At 69.0% G+C, this 15,427-nt stretch carries 15 protein-coding genes and 1 riboswitch; of the genes, 3 read left to right on the top strand and 12 right to left on the bottom strand.

Annotated elements, in window-relative coordinates; translation table 11 throughout:
• Positions 1-36: 36 nt before the first annotated feature.
• Entirely contained in the window at positions 37-1,386 is a 1,350-nt protein-coding gene (locus tag ACZ4NT_RS17610; protein WP_121403471.1) for an NYN domain-containing protein, read from the bottom strand.
• A 34-nt stretch (positions 1,387-1,420) separates the two neighbouring features.
• Positions 1,421-1,660, bottom strand: coding sequence for a hypothetical protein (locus ACZ4NT_RS17605; RefSeq protein WP_121403470.1), 240 nt, complete (start codon positions 1,658-1,660; stop codon positions 1,421-1,423).
• Between the two features lie 154 nt (positions 1,661-1,814).
• On the opposite strand from ACZ4NT_RS17605, the gene ACZ4NT_RS17600 reads away from it, so the two are divergent.
• Together ACZ4NT_RS17600 and ACZ4NT_RS17595 are read left to right on the top strand one after the other, a co-directional pair.
• Entirely contained in the window at positions 1,815-2,546 is a 732-nt protein-coding gene (locus ACZ4NT_RS17600; protein WP_121404768.1) for a rhomboid family intramembrane serine protease, read from the top strand.
• Positions 2,543-2,824 carry an Lrp/AsnC ligand binding domain-containing protein gene (locus tag ACZ4NT_RS17595; protein ID WP_121403469.1) on the top strand — a complete coding sequence of 94 codons (282 nt, stop codon included), beginning with the start codon at positions 2,543-2,545 and terminating at the stop codon, positions 2,822-2,824. The genes ACZ4NT_RS17600 and ACZ4NT_RS17595 overlap by 4 nt, the downstream gene beginning before the upstream one ends.
• 56 nt (positions 2,825-2,880) lie before the next feature.
• Here the strand turns inward: ACZ4NT_RS17595 and ACZ4NT_RS17590 are convergent, their stop codons facing one another.
• The 6 genes from ACZ4NT_RS17590 to ctaE all read right to left on the bottom strand — a co-directional run bounded on the left by ACZ4NT_RS17590 (position 2,881) and on the right by ctaE (position 10,049).
• Positions 2,881-4,242: an aminotransferase class V-fold PLP-dependent enzyme gene (locus ACZ4NT_RS17590; protein ID WP_467726165.1), complete on the bottom strand. Its 1,362-nt coding sequence runs from the start codon at positions 4,240-4,242 to the stop codon at positions 2,881-2,883.
• Between the two features lie 187 nt (positions 4,243-4,429).
• Positions 4,430-4,546: riboswitch (SAM riboswitch) on the bottom strand.
• Between the two features lie 85 nt (positions 4,547-4,631).
• Positions 4,632-5,696 (bottom strand): anthranilate phosphoribosyltransferase, encoded by a 1,065-nt coding sequence (trpD, locus tag ACZ4NT_RS17585; protein WP_121403467.1) that lies wholly within the window; start codon positions 5,694-5,696, stop codon positions 4,632-4,634.
• A gap of 157 nt (positions 5,697-5,853) precedes the next feature.
• Complete coding sequence (gene qcrB / locus ACZ4NT_RS17580) at positions 5,854-7,488, bottom strand: cytochrome bc1 complex cytochrome b subunit (RefSeq protein WP_121403466.1); 1,635 nt, start codon at positions 7,486-7,488, stop codon at positions 5,854-5,856.
• Entirely contained in the window at positions 7,485-8,549 is a 1,065-nt protein-coding gene (gene qcrA, locus ACZ4NT_RS17575) for a cytochrome bc1 complex Rieske iron-sulfur subunit (protein ID WP_121403465.1), read from the bottom strand. Before qcrA ends, qcrB begins: the two co-directional genes overlap by 4 nt.
• Positions 8,546-9,355: a cytochrome bc1 complex diheme cytochrome c subunit gene (gene qcrC, locus ACZ4NT_RS17570; protein ID WP_121403464.1), complete on the bottom strand. Its 810-nt coding sequence runs from the start codon at positions 9,353-9,355 to the stop codon at positions 8,546-8,548. The genes qcrA and qcrC overlap by 4 nt, the downstream gene beginning before the upstream one ends.
• Before the next feature lie 73 nt (positions 9,356-9,428).
• Positions 9,429-10,049, bottom strand: a complete 621-nt coding sequence (gene ctaE / locus ACZ4NT_RS17565; RefSeq protein ID WP_121403463.1) for an aa3-type cytochrome oxidase subunit III — start codon at positions 10,047-10,049, stop codon at positions 9,429-9,431.
• A gap of 187 nt (positions 10,050-10,236) precedes the next feature.
• Here ctaE and ACZ4NT_RS17560 point away from each other — a divergent pair, with 187 nt between their 5' ends.
• A complete protein-coding gene (locus ACZ4NT_RS17560) occupies positions 10,237-10,638 on the top strand; it encodes a response regulator transcription factor (RefSeq protein ID WP_121403462.1) in 402 nt (133 codons plus the stop codon).
• A gap of 109 nt (positions 10,639-10,747) precedes the next feature.
• Here ACZ4NT_RS17560 and ACZ4NT_RS17555 read toward each other — a convergent pair whose 3' ends face one another.
• The 4 genes from ACZ4NT_RS17555 to ctaC form a co-directional block, all read right to left on the bottom strand.
• Entirely contained in the window at positions 10,748-12,103 is a 1,356-nt protein-coding gene (locus ACZ4NT_RS17555; protein ID WP_121403461.1) for an Ig-like domain-containing protein, read from the bottom strand.
• A gap of 130 nt (positions 12,104-12,233) precedes the next feature.
• Complete coding sequence (locus tag ACZ4NT_RS17550; protein WP_121403460.1) at positions 12,234-12,632, bottom strand: cytochrome c oxidase subunit 4; 399 nt, start codon at positions 12,630-12,632, stop codon at positions 12,234-12,236.
• Positions 12,629-14,365 (bottom strand): aa3-type cytochrome oxidase subunit I, encoded by a 1,737-nt coding sequence (gene ctaD, locus ACZ4NT_RS17545; RefSeq protein ID WP_121403459.1) that lies wholly within the window; start codon positions 14,363-14,365, stop codon positions 12,629-12,631. The genes ACZ4NT_RS17550 and ctaD overlap by 4 nt, the downstream gene beginning before the upstream one ends.
• A complete protein-coding gene (gene ctaC, locus ACZ4NT_RS17540) occupies positions 14,362-15,321 on the bottom strand; it encodes an aa3-type cytochrome oxidase subunit II (protein WP_121403458.1) in 960 nt (319 codons plus the stop codon). The genes ctaD and ctaC overlap by 4 nt, the downstream gene beginning before the upstream one ends.
• Positions 15,322-15,427: the final 106 nt, after the last annotated feature.

Genomic DNA, 15,427 nt, shown 5'->3' with positions numbered 1-15,427 from the left:
GGAGCGCACACGGGCCGCGGTGGATCCGGCCCGGCCTCAGCCGCGCGAGAGGCGCTTGAGCAGCACGACGGACGCCACCGGCCGCGCCCCCGCCTTGGCGATCCCGTCGGCCACCTCGCGGTCGGTCGAGACGACGATGACGGGCCGCCCCGGAGGCTCCGCGCGCACCAGCTGACGGATCAACTCGTCCGCCGTGACCCCGGGTTTGGAGAACAGCACCCGCACCCCGCGCGGCGGCGCGAGCAGGACCGGTGCGGCCAGCTCGGCCCCGTCGAAGACACAGGTCACCTCGGCGCCGGTCTGCGCGGCGAGCTGCGAGAGCTGCCCGAGGAGCCGCAACCGCTGCTTCTCCAGCGGCATCTGGGGATAGCCGGTCTTGGTGACGTTGTAGCCGTCCACGACCAGGTGCGCCTGCGGCAGCGCCAGCAACTGGTCCAGGATCGCGGGGTCGTTCTCGGACAGCGCACGGGCGGCGATGTCCTTCGGAGTCATCCGCCCCGGCTCCACGGCGTCCACGGTCTCGGCGGGCCGCTGGGACACCGGCGGCAGGGCGAGTTCGCGCCGCAGCCCCTGGGCGGCGTCCAGCACCGTGTCGAGCAGCAGCCGCACCCGCATGTCCTCCATGCTGCGGCCCTCGCGCGCGGCCCTGCGGGTGGCCTCCAGGGCCGCCTCGGCCTCTCCGAGCCGCGCCTTGAGGCGCCGGCTCTCGCTCTCGGCGGCGGACACCTGGGCCTGCCCCTCGGCGCGGGCGCTCTCCATCTCGCCCTGGATCCTGCGCAGTGCCGCCTCGCCGCGCTTGACGTCGCTCAGGGCGCTGCGCAGCTTGCGGTGAAGCGATTCCGCTTCCTTCCTGGCCGACTCCAGCTCCGCGCGCAGCCGCTCGGTCTCGGTCCTGGTCTGGCCGCGGGCCGCCGCGAGTTCCTCGCGCAGCCGCTCCAGTTCGGCCCGGCTCTCCTCGTCGGCGCGCTCGGCGTCCGCGCGCTGGGCCTCCTCGCCCGCGGCGGTCACCAGCTTCACCCAGCCCGTGGGGCGCAACACGTAGGCCGCGGCCGCCACGTCCAGCGGGTCCGCGGCCGGGGGCGGTGAGCCCGCGTCGAGGGCGCCGGCCAGTTCCGGCTGGGCCTCCCTCAGCTTCTCGGCGATGCGCTGTCTGAAGAGGGGGTCCGTCTCCAGGGCCGCGGCCATGGCGTTGCCCGCGAACTTCGCCCGGCGATTGGGGGCGAACCGCGCATACTGCCGCAGCTGGGCGGGCAGTTCGGCGACGGTCAGCCCGCCGAAGCCGTCGGAGACGATCTGCACGACCCGGCGCCGCACGCCGTCGGGCAGCGGACGGTCGAGCACCTCAGCGGTGCCGTCGTCCGGCTCCCCGCCTGTGGTCTCCACCATCCGTCACCCCAATACCTGTGCGGGGCCCGCTCCGTCAGGAGCCGGCACCCGGCCTGTCGACGAGTTCCACCTGGTCCACGGCGTTGCACCAGCGGCACCGCACCGAGTCGATGGTCTCACTGACCACCTCCCGCTCCTCGACCTTCGGCTCACCGGCCAGGTCGAGGTGGATGTACTCGACGACCTTCGAGGAGCGGGTCACGTCGAAACGCGTGAGGTTGCCGCAGAGCGTGCAGCGCCACCGGGTCTCGGCGGTCGGCAGGGGAACCGTCATCGTGGCTGTTCGCTTTCCTTCTAGTGTCCGTGATGCGCCAGCTTCCCTGGTGCGTGTGGCTCGTACCCTACGGCCTGGCGGGACCTCGACGCTCGGCCGTCCATGCGGCGAGGCGGTCTGCGCGGTTCGGTCCGGTTACGTCATGCTCTGTCGCATGATCGGAAAGTGGAACGCGGCGGTCGGCCGGACGGTCCGGAGACAGTCGGCGCCGGTGACGTACGGACTGATCGCCGTCTGCTGCCTGATCTTCGTGATCGGCCCGGCGGCGGGACTCAATCCCGCGTACGGCACCGGGGACGCGCTGTTCGCCGCCCAGCAGGCGTATTTCCGCCGGTGGGGCGTGATCCCCGCCGAACTCCTCGACGGGCAGCCGCGCGCGGTGCTGACTCCCGCGACGGCACTGTTCATCCACGGCAGCTGGCTCCACCTCCTGGGCAACATGCTCTTCCTCTACGTCTTCGGGGCGATGGCGGAGGAGCGCCTGGGCCGGGTCGGCTTCGCCCTCTTCTACCTGGGCTGCGGCTACCTGGCCCTGCTCGGCTACGCGATCGCCAACGCCGAGTCCACGCAGACCCTGGTCGGTGCCTCGGGGGCGATCTCCGCGGTCCTCGGCGCGTTCCTGTACCTGTTCCCCGGTGCCCGCGTGACCAGTCTCTTCCCGTTCCTCTTCTTCCTGCCGCTGCGCTTCCCGGCCTGGGTGGTGCTGCCCTTCTGGGCGGCGCTGCAGTGGCTGGCGGCGGGCCGCGACGACCAGGGCCCCGGCGTCGCCTACCTGGCCCACCTGCTGGGCTTCTCCGCCGGGTTCCTCTACGCCTGGGTGCGCTTCGGCCGTGCGACTAGAGTGAAAACCCCAGCGACGGCCCCCGAGGGAGAAAACCAGCCGTGATCACCGCGATCGTGCTCATCAAGACCAGCGTGGACCGGATCCCCGAGATCGCGGAGTCGATCGCGGCCCTCGACAGCGTCAGCGAGGTCTTCTCCGTCACCGGCACCTACGACCTGATCGCCATGGTCCGCGTCGCGGCGCACGACGACCTGGCGGACGTCATCCCCGGCCGGATCAGCAAGATCCCGGGCGTCGAGGGCACCGACACCCACGTCGCGTTCCGCACCTACTCCCAGCACGACCTGGAGGCGGCGTTCGCGATCGGCCTCGACTCCTGACCTGCCGGTTCCGTACCGCGCGCGCCGCCTCCGGGTGCTGAGCCGTTTCTACGGCCTCAGACCGCCGGCACGCAACGACCGTCCTCGGTCCGGTACTGCCAGCGGGCGCCGTCCCGGACCAGTTCCCGCACCGCCCGGACGAAGCGCTCCACGTGCTCGTCCGGGGTGCCCGCCCCGAAGCTGACCCGGATGGCGTTCAGGGACTTCTCGCCCGGCGCGGCCTCGGGGGCGCCGCACTCCCCCTGGCTGTGCGGGTCGCTGCCGAGCAGGGTGCGCACCAGGGGGTGGGCGCAGAAGAGGCCGTCGCGCACCCCGATGCCGTACTCGGCGGACAGCGCCGCCGCGAAGTGCGAGCTGTTCCAGCCGTCGACGACGAACGAGATGACGCCCACCCGCGGGGCGTCGTCCCCGAACAGGGACAGGACCCGCACCTCGGGCACCTCGGCCAGTCCCGCGCGGACGGTGTCGATCAGGTGCTGCTCGCGGGCGACCAGGGTGTCGAAGCCGGCCTCCGTCAGCGCCTTGCAGGCCGACGCGATGGAGTAGACGCCGATCACGTTGGGCGAGCCCGCCTCGTGCCGGGCGGCGTTCTCGTGCCACTCCACGTCGACCCCGCCGTCCGTGCGCCGCGAGACCTTGCGGCTGGCGCCGCCGCCCGCCAGATAGGAGTCGGCCGCGGTCAGCCAGTCGGCGCGGCCGGCGAGGACGCCCGAGCCGAAGGGCGCGTAGAGCTTGTGCCCGGAGAAGGCGACCCAGTCGACGTCCAGCTCCTGCACGGACACCGGGTGGTGCGGGGCGAGCTGGGCGGCGTCCAGGACGATGCGGGCGCCGTGGGCGTGTGCGGCGGCGGCGAGCTCGCGCACCGGCCACAGCTCGCCCGTGACGTTCGAGGCGCCGGTGACGCAGACCAGGGCGGGTCCGTGCGGGTCGCGGGCGGCCAGCGCGCGCTCCAGGGTGGCGACGGCCTCGTCCGGGGTGCGCGGGGCGTTCAGGTATGTGACACGGGCGTCCCGCCAGGGCAGCAGCGAGGCGTGGTGCTCGGTCTCGAAGACGAAGACCTGGCAGCCGGCCGGCAGGGCGGCGGCGAGCAGGTTGAGCGAGTCGGTGGTCGACCGGGTGAAGACGACCTGGTCGTCCGTGCGGCAGTCGAGGAACTCGGCGACGGTGCGGCGGGAGTTCTCGAACAGGTCGGTGGACAGCTGGGACAGGTACCCGGCGCCCCGGTGCACGCTGCCGTAGTACGGGGCGTACGCGGCGACGTCGTCCCACACCCGCTGCAGGGCGGGGGCACTGGCGGCGTAGTCCAGCGCGGCGTAGGTGACCTCGCCGCCGGTGACGAGCGGGACGGTGACGTCCCGGCCCAGAACGGGCAGCGGGGCACAGACGGAGCGGTCGGCGGCAGCGGTGGGGACGGACATGGCGAACTCCTGTGAGGCAGGCGGGATCGCTGTGCGGACAGCCCGCGAAAGGGCGTCGACGGCACAGGAAAGGGTGAAAGGGGTGTGCGGAGGCGGGGCTCGGCGCCCTATCGCATTCGCTTGCTCACAGAAGGCTCCCTCGAACGACCAGGACCCCTGGTACTGCGCTCACTCCGAGCGTGTGAGGGGTCCGCGCTTGCCGTAGACCTCGCTGCCTACGGCCTGGTCTTCACCCGGGGCACCCCGCCACGGACGGAGGGTTGCCGGACAGCCGGCCGGGGCCTCATGGCTGTCGCTCATGACCTGGTACAGCATCTTGCCAGAAGATCTTCGGGGCGCAAGGCGCAGTCCAGAATCCGGACTGCGCCTTGCGTCACGCCGGGTACGGCTCAGGCGTTGCTGGCCGCGATCCACCGGTCGAGCGTCCGCTTCGCGGCACCCGAGTCGATGGCCTCCGCCGCCCTGGCCATCCCGGTGCGGATGCGCTCCGCGAGCGGCCCGCCGCCGGGCTCCAGGGCGACCAGGGCCGCCGCCGAGTTCAGCAGCACGGCGTCCCGTACGGGCCCCGTCTCGCCGTTCAGCAGCCGCCGGGCGACATCCGCGTTGTACGACGCGTCGGCGCCCCGCAGGGCTTCCACGGGGACCAGTTCGAGGCCGACGTCACGGGGGTCGAAGCGGTCCTCGTGCACGGTGCCGTCGCGGACGATCCACACCCGCGACGTGGACGTGGTGGTCAGCTCGTCGAGGCCGTCGTCGCCGCGGAAGACCAGCGAGGAGTTGCCGCGCTCGGCGAAGACACCGGCGACGATCGGCGCCATCCTGAGGTCGGCCACGCCGACCGCCTGCGCCTTGACGCGGGCCGGGTTGGTGAGCGGACCGAGGAAGTTGAAGGTCGTCCGGATCCCCAACTGCCCGCGCGCGGCGGCCACATGGCGCAGCGCCGGATGGAACTTCACGGCGAAGCAGAAGGTGATCCCGGCCTCCTCGGCCACCTCGGCCACCCGCTTCGGCGTCAGCTCCAGATTGACTCCGAGCTTCTCCAGGACGTCCGAGGCACCGGACGCGCTCGACGCGGCCCGGTTGCCGTGCTTGACCACCTTGGCGCCGGTGCCGGCCACGACGATCGCCGACATGGTGGAGATGTTGACCGTCTTCGCCCCGTCGCCGCCGGTGCCGACGATGTCCACGGTCTCGCCGGGCACCTCGATCACGTTGGCGTGCGCGTACATCGTGCGGACGAGCCCGGAGATCTCCTCCACGGTCTCGCCCTTCGCCCGCAGCGCCACCGCGAACCCGGCGATCTGCGCGTCCGTCGCCTCGCCGCGCATGATGCGGTCCATCGCCCAGGCCGTCTCGTCCGCGCTCTGGTCGCGTCCGTCGAGCAGGCCGTTCAGCACCTGGGGCCAGGAACGGCCCGCCGCGATGTCGCCTCCAGCGGGGGTCACAGCACTCATATGCCGCTCCTGGGTTCGTAGACGGGGACGAGAAGACACGTGCACGACGTGTGACGGGCTGGGTCCACCCTATCCAGGCCCGGGGACGGCAAAGAGCCCCGTCCATGCAATGGACGGGGCTCCAGCCGTGGCGATCAGTACCGACGGGGTCGGAGAATCAGTGGTGGCCGTGGCCGCTCGTGATCTCCTTGTACTCGTCGACCGTGGGCTTGGGGATCTGGTTCTCTTCCCCGTAGTACGCGTTGCTGAGCTTCGCGCGCAGCTTCTGCGAGCCCTTGACCTTGCGCTCGACACCGTTCTCGTCGACCGCGGGGCCGATCGCGGCCGGCTCGTACTGGTCGTGCGCGGTGAGCGTGTGCAGGGCCTCCTGGCTGAGCGGCTCGTGCACCTCGACGAACTCACCGTGCGGCAGGCGCTTGATGATGCCCGACTCGCGGCCGTGCAGGACCTTGTCCCGGTCCCGGCGCTGGAGGCCGAGGCAGATCCGCTTGGTCACGATGAACGCCAGGACCGGCGCCACGAAGAACGCGATGCGGACGAACCAGGTGATCGAGTTGATCGACATGTGGAAGTGGGTGGCGAAGAGGTCGTTGCCACCACCGATCAGCATGACGACGTACCAGGTGATCCAGGCGACGCCCACGGCCGTACGGGTCGGGGCGTTGCGCGGGCGGTCCAGGATGTGGTGCTCGCGCTTGTCGCCGGTGACCCAGGACTCGATGAACGGGTAGACCGCGATCACGACCAGCACCAGCGGGAAGATGACCAGCGGGACGAAGACACCCAGGACGAGGGTGTGGCCCCAGAGGTTGATCTCCCAGCCGGGCATGGTGCGGATCAGGCCCTCGGAGAAGCCCATGTACCAGTCGGGCTGGGCGCCGGTCGACACCTGGTCCGGGCGGTAGGGGCCCATGGACCAGATCGGGTTGATCGAGGCGATGGCCGCGATGATCGCGATGACGCCGAAGACCAGGAAGAAGAAGCCGCCCGCCTTGGCCATGTACACCGGCAGCAGCGGCATGCCGACGACGTTCTTCTCCGTCTTGCCCGGACCCGCCCACTGCGTGTGCTTGTGGTAGAAGACCAGGATCAGGTGGGCGACCACCAGGCCGAGCATGATGCCCGGCAGCAGCAGGACGTGGATCGAGTAGAACCGCGCGACGAAGTCGCCGCCCGGGAACTCTCCGCCGAAGAGGAAGAACGACAGGTACGTGCCGACGATCGGCACGGACAGGACCGCGCCCTCCATGAAGCGGACACCGGTGCCGGAGAGCAGGTCGTCCGGGAGCGAGTAACCGGTGAAACCGGTGAACATGCCGAGGACGAACAGCAGGAAGCCGAACAGCCAGTTGACCTCACGCGGCTTGCGGAACGCGCCCGTGAAGAACACACGCATCATGTGCACGAACATGCCGGCGAGGAAGACCAGCGCCGACCAGTGGTGGATCTGCCGGATCAGCAGGCCACCGCGCACGTCGAACGAGATGTGCATGGTCGAGTTGAACGCCTCGGACATCAGCTGTCCCTGCAGCGGGACGTAGCTGCCGTGGTACTCCACCTCGTTCATCGACGGGTGGAAGAACAGCGTCAGGTACACACCCGTGAGGATGATGATGATGAAGCTGTAGAGGCAGATCTCGCCCAGCATGAAGGACCAGTGGTCCGGGAAGATCTTGCGCATGTTGGACTTGGCGAGGGAGTAGATCCCCAGCCGCCCGTCCGCCCAGTCCGCCACCCGCTCACCGGCGGGTGCCTTCTCGCGCGAACGCGTCTCTGTGCTTGAAGTACTCATCCGCGCTCCCAGAAAGCAGGACCGACGGGCTCTTCGAAGTCGCCGAGCGCCTGAAGGTAGCCCTCATCGTTCACACCGATGCGCAGCTGCGGCAGCGGGTGACCGGCCGGGCCGAAGATCACTCGGGCACCGTCGGAGAGGTCGAAGGTGGACTGGTGGCACGGGCACAGGGCGTGGTGCGTCTGCTGCTCGTACAGGGAGATCGGGCAGCCCACGTGGGTGCAGATCTTCGAGTACGCCACGATGCCCTCGTGCGACCATTCGAGCTCGCGCTTGTCCTTGATGTTGTCCGGCTGGAGCCGGATGATCATCAGGGCCGCCTTGGCGATCTCGGTCTGGAAATCCTCGTCGTGCTCCTCCAGGCCCTCGGGCTTGACGAAGGTGAGCGAACCGACGGCGACGTCCGAGGGACGCAGCGGCTCGTTCGTGTTCATGTTGACGAGCAGCTTGCCCTTGGACCAGATCGTGTGGCGCAGCTTGTCCTCGGGGAGCGGACCCAGGTCGCGCAGCAGCACGATGCCGGACAGCGGGACCAGGGTCAGCGCCCCGAGCATCGTGTTCCGGATCAGCTTGCGGCGGCCGAGCGCGGACTCCTTGGCACCCTGCTGGAAGTCGGCCAGGACCTTGGCCCGCACCTCCGGCGGCGCCTCGATCGGGTGACGGTCGTCGGCGATCTCCACGTCGGACATCAGCGTGCGGGCCCAGTGGACCGCGCCCGCGCCGATGGCGAAGAGCGCGACGCCGAGCGTGGTGCCCAGCGCGAAGTTGAGTCCGCTGATGTGCCCGAGCGGCCAGATGAAGACCGACTTGTCGGCCGGGATCGTCACGAACGCGGCGATGAAGCCGACCGTGGCCAGCATCGACAGCGTGAACAGCATGGCGACCACGCGCTCGGAGCGCCTGGCGGCCCGCTCGTCGATGTCCTGGACGCGGTGCTCGTGGGGCGGCAGCCCGGGGTCCGCGAACGGGTTCTGCTCGTCCGCGACGCCGACCGCACCGTGGTGCTCGTCGGTGGCCCGCTCAGCAGGCAGGTTCTCTTCAGGAATGTCTTGGCTACTCATGACTTCTTGGCCTTTGCGGTCCGAGCGGCGACCCAGACGGCGACGGCGATGAGCGCGCCGAGTCCGAAGATCCAGCCGAACAGACCTTCGCTGACCGGCCCGAGGCCGCCCAGGTCAAGGCCGCCGGGGCTCTCGGTGTCGTCTCCGTTGACCGCGTGGAGGTACGCGATGATGTCCTTCTTGTTCTTCTCCGACATGGTCGTGTCGGGGAAGGACGGCATGTTCTGCGGGCCGGTCTGCATGGCCTCGTAGATGTGCTTCGGGTCGACGCCTTCCAGAGCCGGCGCGTACTTGCCCTCGGAGAGCGCACCACCCTTGCCGATGAAGTTGTGGCACTGCGCGCAGTTGGTGCGGAAGAGCTCGCCACCCTTGGCGATGTCCGCACCCTCGGGGCTGTACTGGCTCTTCGTCGGCACCGAGGGACCGGCACCGAGCGAGGCGATGAACGCCGCGAGCTGGTCGATCTCGGCCTGCGAGTAGATGTTCTTCTTCTTCGGGATCTGAGCACCGGGCTGCTGGGCCGGCATCCGGCCCGTGCCGACCTGGAAGTCGACGGCGGCGGCGCCCACGCCGACCAGGGACGGCCCGTCGGTGGTGCCCTCACCGCCGGCGCCGTGGCAGCTGGCGCAGCCGACGGCGTAGAGCTTCTTGCCCTCGTCGATGGCGAGGGACTGGGCGGTTTCGTCGGCCTGCGCCTTGCTCGCGGGTGCGAACGCGGCGTACAGCCCCCCGGTGGCCGCCAGCGCGAGGAGTAGGACGACGACCGCCGCCAGCGGATGGCGTCGTCGTGCGGAGAGCTTTTTCACGGATTACCCCGGTGTCAGGATCTTCTGCGTCGATGCTTCGGGAATGGATCGGACCGCCTGTGCGGCGCGCCGACTACTTGATCATGTAGATCGTGGCGAAGAGGCCGATCCAGACGACATCGACGAAGTGCCAGTAGTAGGACACGACAATGGCGGCGGTTGCCTGCTCGTGAGTGAACCTTCTGGCCGCGTACGTGCGGCCGAGGACCAGCAGGAAGGCGATGAGACCGCCTGTCACGTGCAGGCCGTGGAAGCCGGTGGTCAGGTAGAACACCGAGCCGTACGGGTCGGAGGAGAGCGAGAGCCCGTCCTTCTTGACCAGCTCCGTGTACTCGAAGACCTGACCGCCGATGAAGATCGCACCCATGATGAAGGTGACGATGAACCACATCCGGAGCTTCTTCACGTCCCCGCGCTCGGCGGCGAAGACGCCGAGCTGGCAGGTCAGGGAGGAGAGCACCAGGATCGTGGTGTTCGTCGCCGAGAACGGGAAGTTCAGGCTCGACGCCATTTCCTTCCAGTGCTCCGGCCCGGTCACCGATCGCAGGGTGAAGTACATCGCGAAGAGGGCCGCGAAGAACATCAGCTCGGAACTCAGCCAGATGATGGTTCCGACGCTGGTGAGGTTCGGCCGATTGACCGACGGGTGCGCGTGCCCGGTTTCTACTGTCGTTGCTGTCGCCACGACCGACATTATGTCGGTCGCTTATCCCGCCCTCACCCCGGGGGGTGCCGTTCGGAGTGTCCGGGGGGTGTGTCCAGCCCGTATGGCCCATCGAAGCCCTGTCCGAACCGGTGTTGACGGGGTGCGCGAGGGAGTAGCATCCGCGCATCGGTTCACACCCGTACGACGCCGACGTCGCCGAAGTCACGGAGGAACAATGCAGCCGACCGCCACGGTGCTGGTCTACAGCGACGACTCCAACACCCGCGAACAGGTACGGCTCGCGACCGGCCGCCGGCCGGCCTCCGACGTCCCCCAGGTCGAGTTCGTCGAGTGCGCCACCCCCGCCGCCGTCCTGATGGAGCTGGACAAGGGCGGGATCGACGTCTGCGTGCTGGACGGCGAGGCGGTGCCGATGGGCGGCATGGGCGTGTGCCGCCAGATCAAGGACGAGATCTTCAACTGCCCGCCGGTGCTGGTGCTCATCGGCCGTCCCCAGGACGCCTGGCTGGCCACCTGGAGCCGCGCGGAGGCCGCGGTGACCCATCCGGTCGACCCGGTGGAGTTCGCGGCCACGCTGGCCTCGCTGCTGCGCCGCAAGGCCCTGCAGGGCACCTGATCCCTCGCCCGGCCGGGCGTGTCGGCGGCTGCGCGCCGTCCTCGGCCGGGTGTGTCCGCGCGGCGGTGCCGTGCCGGGCACGGCACCGCGCCCCGGGCGGGGCGCGGCCTCAGGCACTCTCCGGACGCAGCCGCGCCCGGTCCGCGGGCCGGGGTCCGTCGGGTGTGCCGCCGAGCAGCGCGCTTCCGGTCCGCCACTTGTCCCAGTCGAGGTTCCAGTCGCCGAACCCGTTGCCGAACGGGGCCATCGTGTCGCCGTTGGAGTTCTCGACCTTGACGATGTCGCCGGGGCGGAATGTCTTGAAGAACCAGGCGGCGTTGGCGGTGCTCATGCCGGTGCAGCCGTGGCTGACGTTCGCGGATCCCTGGGAGCCGGTGGACCAGGGGGCCGCGTGCACGTACTCGCCGCTCCAGGTCACCCGCGTGGCGTAGTAGACGGGCAGGTCGTACGAGTCGGCGCTGCCCTCGGAGATGCCGATGCTGGTACCGCGCATACGTACGAAGTACTCCTTGCCCAGCACCACCTTGACGCCGTTGCGGGTCTCGAAGCCGGGCTTGCCGGTGGTGACGGGGATCTCGTTGATCTCCTCGTCGTTGCGGTAGACCCGCATCGAGTGCGCGGCGGCGTCGGTCACGGCCACCACCCGGTCGCCCGTGGTGAGGCTGAGGGGCTTGGCCTTCCCGCCCCAGAGCCGGTCCCCGATCTTGATGCCGGACAGGTTGGCATGAGCCTGTATGACGGTGTGCGTGGGCCAGTACTCCTTGGGCCGGTAGTGCAGTTCCTTGTCGTCGACCCAGTGCCAGGCGCCCTCGACGGCGGGCGTCGAGTCGACCTTCAGCGCGCGTTCGACGACGGCCCGGGAGGCCTTGTCCTTGATGGGCGCGCTCAGTTCCGCGGTGACGGGCTGACCGACGCCGTACTCGCCCGCCTTCGGCCCGAAGGTGACGTCCAGGCGCTTCTTCGCGGTGGGCTTGCTGGTGTCGAAGGCGAGCACCTTGCGGCCGGGCGCGCCGTCCTCGTCCTCGGTGCTCACCCGGACCGTGTAGTGGGCGTCCGCGGCGAGGGGCGAGGTGCTGTGCCAGCGGCGGCCGTCGGCGGCCAGTTCACCGGCCACGTACCTGCCGGTCGCGTCCACGGCCGTGACGTCCGTGATGCGCCCGTCGGAGTCCCTGGTGGTGATCTCCAGGGGCTTGTCCGGGTCGGCCTTCCTGCTGCCCCCGGCGGGGCCGTTGAAGGCTATCTGGCCGGCCGCGTCGTAGGGCTCGGCGGTGAGCGACCGGTCGTCGGCGCTGCACGCGACGGCGCCCGCGCAGAGGGTGGCCACCAGCAGGGTGCAGCTCACGACCGTGCGGACGCGCCGGCGTGGCGGTGTGGAGAGGCCGAGGGCGCGCGGACCCGCAGGATCGAGCACGGTCGGCCTCTCGACACCGGCTCTTGCGCCTCGGAAGAACACTGTGTGGTTCATGGCCTCACGCTATGAACCGCCGTCCGCTCCGGCGCGGCGAGTGAGCCGTGCGGGGGACATCGCGTACGGCAAACGAGGGAGCCCGGACCCTCCTGACGGAGTGTCCGGGCTCCCGGGCGCTTGGCGCGTGCTACTGGGTGCGGTTCTCACCGCGGTAGTACTCGAAGACCCAGCCCCACAGACCGATGAAGATGATCGGGGCCGAGAAGTAGAGCAGCCACCAGCCGAAGACGACGCCGAGGAAGGCGAAGGCGCCACCGATGCCGAGGGCGAGGGGCTGCCAGCTGTGCGGGCTGAAGAAGCCCACCTCGCCGGCCTCGTCCGCGACGTCGGCCTCCTTGTTGTCCTGCGCGAGCTGGTCGACACGCCGGGCCGTGAAGGCCAGGTAGTAGCCGATCATGATGCTCAGGCCGAAGCCGAGGAACAGTGCCGTGGTACCGGCCGGCTCCTTCGACCACACGCCATAGACGATCGCCATGACGAGGATGAAGACGGCGAGCCAGATGAACATCTTGCCCTGGATCTTCACTTGCCGGCCTCCTTGCTACCCGCGAGGGCGCTGGCACCGTGGCCGCCGTGACCGAGCTGCTCCAGCGCGGCGATCTCCGGGTGGTGCAGGTCGAACGCCGGGGATTCGGAGCGGATCCGCGGCAGGGTGAGGAAGTTGTGCCGCGGGGGCGGGCAGGAGGTCGCCCACTCGAGCGAACGGCCGTAGCCCCACGGGTCGTCGACCTCGATCTTCTTGCCGTACTTGGCCGTCTTCCAGACGTTGTAGAAGAACGGCAGGATCGACAGGCCCAGCAGGAACGAGCTGATCGTCGAGATCGTGTTCAGGGCGGTGAACCCGTCGGCCGCGAGGTAGTCCGCGTACCGGCGGGGCATGCCCTCGGCGCCCAGCCAGTGCTGGACCAGGAAGGTGCCGTGGAAGCCGATGAACAGCGTCCAGAAGGTGATCTTGCCGAGGCGCTCGTCGAGCATCTTGCCGGTCATCTTCGGCCACCAGAAGTGGAAGCCGGAGAACATCGCGAACACCACGGTGCCGAACACCACGTAGTGGAAGTGCGCCACCACGAAGTAGGAGTCGGACACGTGGAAGTCCATCGGCGGCGAGGCCAGGATGACGCCGGTCAGACCACCGAAGGTGAAGGTGATCAGGAAGCCGACCGCCCACAGCATCGGTGTCTCGAAGGACAGCGAGCCCTTCCACATCGTGCCGATCCAGTTGAAGAACTTCACACCGGTCGGTACGGCGATGAGGAACGTCATGAAGGAGAAGAACGGCAGGAGCACACCGCCGGTGACGTACATGTGGTGCGCCCACACGGTCACGGACAGGCCGGCAATCGCGATGGTCGCGCCGATCAGGCCCATGTAGCCGAACATCGGCTTGCGGGAGAACACCGGGATGACTTCGGAGATGATCCCGAAGAACGGCAGGGCGATGATGTACACCTCTGGATGGCCGAAGAACCAGAAGAGGTGTTGCCAGAGCAGGGCTCCGCCGTTCGCCGCGTCGAAGACGTGCGCACCGAATTTACGGTCCGCCTCCAGGGCGAACAGCGCCGCCGCCAGGACGGGGAAGGCCAGCAGCACCAGCACCGCGGTGAGCAGCACGTTCCACACGAAGATCGGCATGCGGAACATCGTCATGCCGGGCGCGCGCATGCAGATGATCGTGGTGATGAAGTTGACCGCGCCCAGGATGGTGCCGAAGCCGGAGAACGCCAGGCCCATGATCCACATGTCGGCGCCGATGCCCGGCGAGCGGACCGCGTCCGAGAGCGGGCTGTAGGCGAACCAGCCGAAGTCCGCCGCGCCCTGCGGGGTGAGGAAGCCACCGACCGCGATGAGCGAGCCGAACAGGTACAGCCAGTAGGCGAACATGTTCAGCCGCGGGAACGCCACGTCGGGCGCACCGATCTGCAGCGGCATGATCCAGTTCGTGAAACCGGCGAACAGCGGCGTCGCGAACATCAGCAGCATGATCGTGCCGTGCATCGTGAACGCCTGGTTGAACTGCTCGTTCGACATGATCTGCAGACCCGGGCGCGCCAGCTCGGCGCGCATCAGCAGCGCCATGACGCCACCGATGCAGAAGAACGCGAACGACGTGATCAGATACAGCGAGCCGATCGTCTTGTGGTCGGTGGTCGTCAGCCACTTCACCACGACGTTGCCCGGCTGCTTGCGCCGTACCGGCAGCTCGTTCTGATACGAGTCGCCTGCCTCGGCGGCACCCTGGGGTTCGTTGAGGATGCTCACAGGTTGTTCGTCTCCCGGTTCTTCTCGTGGCCCGTCTGCTCAATGCCGGCCGGGACGTAACCGGTCTGCCCCTTCTTGGCGAGCTCCTTGAGGTGGGCCTCGTAGCGCTCGGGAGAGACGACCTTCACGTTGAAGAGCATCCGGGAGTGGTCGACGCCGCAGAGTTCGGCGCACTTGCCCATGAAGGTGCCCTCCTTGTTGGGAGTCACCTGGAAGGCGTTGGTGTGGCCCGGGATGACGTCCTGCTTCATGAGGAACGGCACCACCCAGAAGGAGTGGATGACGTCACGCGAAGTGAGGACGAACCGAACCGTCTTGCCCTTGGGGAGCCAGAGGGTCGGGCCGGGGTTGTGGGTCTGCGGGTTCTTCGAACCGGGGGTGCCGACGTCGTAGACACCGCCGGCGTTCGCCGGGAAGTCCTCCTTGAACCGGTCCGGAATGGCGGCCAGGTTCTTGTTGGTCTTCGCGTCACCGGTGGAACCGTCGACGTCCTCGATGTAGTTGAAGCCCCAGCTCCACTGGAAGCCGACGACATTGACCGTCACGTCGGGCTTCTTGTCGAGGCTGAGGAGCTTCGACTCGTCGCGGGCTGTGAAGTAGAACAGCACCGAGACGATGATGAGCGGGACCACCGTGTACAGCGCCTCGATGGGCATGTTGTACCGGGTCTGCGGGGGAACTTCGACCTTGGTGCGGCTGCGCCGGTGGAACATGGCGCTCCACAGGATCAGGCCCCACACCAGCACGCCAACGGCGAGCGCGGCCGCCCACGACCCCTGCCACAGGGAGAGGATCCGCGGAGCCTCTTCCGTGGTCGGGGTGGGCATACCAAGGCGGGGGAAGTCCTTGTATGTGCAACCGGTGGCGGTCGCCAGGACCAGGCCCGCAGTCAGTGCCTGCAGCAGCTTCCGCCGCATCGGGCGCCGCGGCGAGCGGTCGGAGCCGTTGGGACTCACGTAGCGCCTTCCCGAGAGTCTCGCCCGCGCGGTCGGCTGCGGCCTTCTCGCTGGTCGGTCGCCGCCCTGCGTCGGGCAGGGGTTTGGATGTTTATGCGGACCAAAC

Source organism: Streptomyces sp. NPDC026417, from assembly GCF_055567695.1.
The sequence above is the reverse complement of the archived record's forward strand: the minus strand, read 5'-3'. Positions and strand labels throughout refer to the sequence as shown.